Source organism: Polaromonas sp. (genome assembly GCF_012927415.1).
Taxonomy (GTDB): domain Bacteria; phylum Pseudomonadota; class Gammaproteobacteria; order Burkholderiales; family Burkholderiaceae_C; genus Polaromonas.
In genome coordinates, this window is sequence record NZ_JABBPF010000001.1 from 1 (window position 1) to 3525 (window position 3525).

Genomic DNA, 3525 nt, shown 5'->3' on the forward strand with positions numbered 1-3525 from the left:
GACGGCGTACCGTTGGCCAGGACATGGCCGTCGTTGATGATGTAGGCGTGGTCGCAGATGCCCAGCGTTTCCCGAACATTGTGGTCAGTGATGAGCACCCCGATGCCGCGCGACTTCAGGAAGCCGATGATGCGCTGGATTTCGATCACGGCGATCGGGTCAATGCCGGCAAAAGGCTCGTCCAGCAGGATGAAGCGCGGCTGCGTGGCCAGCGCCCGGGCGATCTCCACGCGGCGGCGCTCGCCACCCGACAATGAAGGCGCCGGCGAATCACGCAGATGGTCGACCCGCAAATCCTTCAGCAGCCCATCCAGCCGCGACTCGATGTCGGCACGGGCCAGTGGCTTGCCGGACTTGTCACGCTGCAACTCAAGCACCGCGCGCACGTTTTCTTCTACCGTAAGCTTGCGGAAAATCGACGCTTCCTGCGGCAGGTAGCTCAGACCCAGGCGGGCGCGCAGGTGAATCGGCATATGCTCGACGGGCTGGCCGTCGATGGAAATTTCACCCGCGTCAGCCCGCACCAGGCCGACGATCATGTAAAACGAGGTGGTTTTGCCGGCGCCATTGGGGCCGAGCAGACCGACCACCTCGCCTTTTTGCACTGACAGGGAAACATCCTTCACCACCATGCGGCCGCCATATGACTTTTGCAGCCCCTGCGCGACTAGGCGGCTGGGGGGGATGGCAGAAGCTGCGGCCGGGGTATAGATCACTCCATTCATCGGCTCAGGGTGCTTTCTGTGGGACTTCGGCGCCCAGCGTCGTACTGGGGCGCAGCTTGGTCGAGGGTCCGGCGACTGGTGGCACGGCGCTGCCCGTCGGCGGTGGATCGATGCGCGGCGACAGCATGGCGCGAACTCTTCCCGTGGGATTGGCGGCTGTACGGTTTTGCGCGCCGCCATCGACGGAAAACACATCGGTGTTGTTGTCGTAAACAATCAGCGCACCGGTGGTTTCGTCGGCCAGAGTGCTGCCCTTGTAACGACGAACAACCGCATGCCTGATGAATTTGACGGTGTCAGCGCGGCTGTCGTATTCGATTCGCTCGCCCTCGCCTTCGATGTACTCGTCCACGTTGTCGCGTTTCTTGCGGTAGTAGGCCAACTTGCCGGGCGCCGCAATGGCGACTGCCTGCTGATAACCCTCGGGGTCCTGGCTGACATCGACCTGCTGGCCCCGAATGATGGTAGTGCCTTTGGTAATAACCACATTGCCGGTAAAAACGCTGCTTTGCTTCAGGTCGTCGTAGCGCAGAGTATCGGCCTCGGCGTTCATGGGCTTGTCACGATCGGCTTTTTCAGCCGCAGCCGGAAGCGCGGTCCCCAGCGCCAGAGCGACGACGAGGAAGAGGGGAAAAAAGGAACGTTTCATAAGGCACGAATCTTGCTGCTATGGGTGTGCAACCATTGTAGTCATGCTGGAAGGCAGAATGCCTTTTGCCGGCAATTGTTAACAGCAACCAAAGTCAGACGACCTTACTCCGCGTTGCCGGGGGATCGGCCACAAAACGCGCCGGCAGGCGCAACAGTTACTTGGCCAACTCAGTGGCAGTAGCAGTCGCCGTGATCAGCCGGAATTCATCCGGGGCCGGCTCGGCTTGACTTACGGTCTTGAGGCGCTCACGCTCCTCCACATCATACGATGCAAAGACTTCGTGGGCCGAGCGGGTTTCAGGTAGCACATAGACAACACCGCTTGTTCCGGTAAACGCAGGACTCACGATCTTGTCGAAGAACTTTACCGGAACATTGATGCAGCCATAGGAAATGCGGTGGTCCAGCGGCGAGGAACTCTCAAGCCGCTGGGCGCGGCGCTCTTTGGCGTTGCTGGTAATGACCGGGTGCAATGAAATGGCAGCATCATAGTCAACCCAGAGAATTTTCTTTCCCTGAAGGTTACGGTCGAGCGAAGCCACAAAGCGCCCAGCCGGTGTTGTGCGCTCCTCGGGGCGAATGGTCGACAGCTTGCGCTGGCCAATGCCGGGGACAGAGTCGTCGCCAAGCGCCAAGCCCAAAAGTACAGCGGCAGAACCGCGCAGCTGTCCAACTGCATCGAATACGAAAACCTTCGCCGCCGCCTTGTCGACAATCACAAACGGCATGCTGCGGTTGTCGCCCGAATCAACCACCCAGTCCGCCACATGCCGTGCCTCTCCGGAAGCGCGCGTCTGTTCAAAGTTCGCCCGTTTTGGAAGCTGGCGCTCCACCCGCGTTTGCATTTCCATTGCGGCGGGAGCCGTGGCGGCAAGATGCGGCGTTTCTTGTCGATCCACGTTTGGCAACTTCGCCACGCCGTCCGCAGCCAAAGCCTGCTGACCGGCAAAACCGGCAGTCAACAAGCCAATGCAGATTGCCTGAGCTTTCCACATAGCGATCGACCGCGTGTACCGCGAAGATTTTGCGTCTGGCAACAAAGGCCCAGGAGGTCGACCCGGCTTTTTGGTAAGTGTTGTCATTTGACTGTTCAGGTGCGGGAGTTTGGGCCAGCAGATTCGCGATGAATCGGCATTTCGAGAATGTCCCTGGGATCATACCAACATACAGCCACGACGCAGACGGCGTTTCCGCCGTCGACGCAGGGCTCACAATGTTTAGTTGCGATCTTGTTTGGGCGCACGATAGGGCACCGCGGGTTGAATCGTCGTTACAGGCGGTACCACAACCGGCGCGGGTTGCACTATGTCTGCAGGAGGAGCTGTCACAACCAGCGCGACAGGCGGTGTTGCCGGTGGCACGATGGTCAGCGCCAAGGCTGATGGAAGAAGGCCGGGCGGGAAGGCATTAGGCGGTACTGGCTGGATCACTGGTCTTGGGAATAGCGTTGCAGCCGGAACCACCACCGGTGGTGCAACCACAACAGGTGGTGGAACCACAACCGGTGGTGGAACCACAACCGGTGGCGGAACCACAACCGGTGGCGGAACCACAACCGGTGGCGGAACCACAACCGGTGGCGGAACCACAACCGGTGGCGGAACCACAACCGGTGGCGGAACCACAACCGGTGGCGGAACCACTGCTGCCGTTATGTCCGCAGTTGTTTTCGAAACCACGGGCGCACAGCAAGAAACCGGCAGTGCATATTTAGCGGCGTCTGCACCCCGCAGGCTATAGCCGTTAAAGGTGATGGTTTTGCCAATTCCTGGGTCCGGCGTATCAAAATTGGCCGTGCTGCCTGGGCCGGCAAACAACGTGACGCCGATAGGGTTGCCTTTCAACCCCGTGAAGGTTGCCGCAGTCGTGTTATCGAAGTTCTTGTCGGCCCCGCCGGGGAAAACCAGCATGAATTGATTGAGCGGGCTGCCCGTTCCGGTGAAGAAAGGCGAATAATCTGTCGGCGTTGTGTACGAGGTCGGATTGTAAAAAATATTGGTCGGTGTAACGGGCGCTGGCCCTGTGGTGGTAATGTAAGTGCCAGCTAGACCACCATTGATAAATTTCACGGTGCCGCCGGCAACACCCGGTCCGGTGCCGCCATAGCCGGCACTGAGTACCAGACCCGCGGGCAGGCCGAGGCTCTGTG

General features: G+C 59.9%; 4 protein-coding genes. All 4 read right to left on the reverse strand.

Translation table 11 applies throughout. The features are described from left to right. Positions 1-725 (reverse strand): LPS export ABC transporter ATP-binding protein (gene lptB, locus HHJ19_RS00005; RefSeq protein WP_296902976.1); only part of this gene is annotated, 725 nt, incomplete at its 3' end. A 4-nt stretch (positions 726-729) separates the two neighbouring features. Then, positions 730-1374 carry a lipopolysaccharide transport periplasmic protein LptA gene (gene lptA, locus HHJ19_RS00010; RefSeq protein WP_296902978.1) on the reverse strand — a complete coding sequence of 215 codons (645 nt, stop codon included), beginning with the start codon at positions 1372-1374 and terminating at the stop codon, positions 730-732. Positions 1375-1531: 157 nt separating this feature from the next. After that, positions 1532-2371, reverse strand: a complete 840-nt coding sequence (locus tag HHJ19_RS00015) for a hypothetical protein (protein ID WP_296902979.1) — start codon at positions 2369-2371, stop codon at positions 1532-1534. 222 nt (positions 2372-2593) lie between these two features. Beyond that, the coding region (locus HHJ19_RS00020; RefSeq protein WP_296902981.1) for a YDG domain-containing protein at positions 2594-3525 on the reverse strand (932 nt) is incomplete at its 5' end.

Bases quoted from the DNA above. Each gene is read 5' to 3' on its own strand.
- lptA (WP_296902978.1), bottom strand. From the start codon at position 1,374: ATGAAACGTTCCTTTTTTCCCCTCTTCCTCGTCGTCGCTCTGGCGCTG.
- HHJ19_RS00015 (WP_296902979.1), bottom strand. From the start codon at position 2,371: ATGTGGAAAGCTCAGGCAATCTGCATTGGCTTGTTGACTGCCGGTTTT.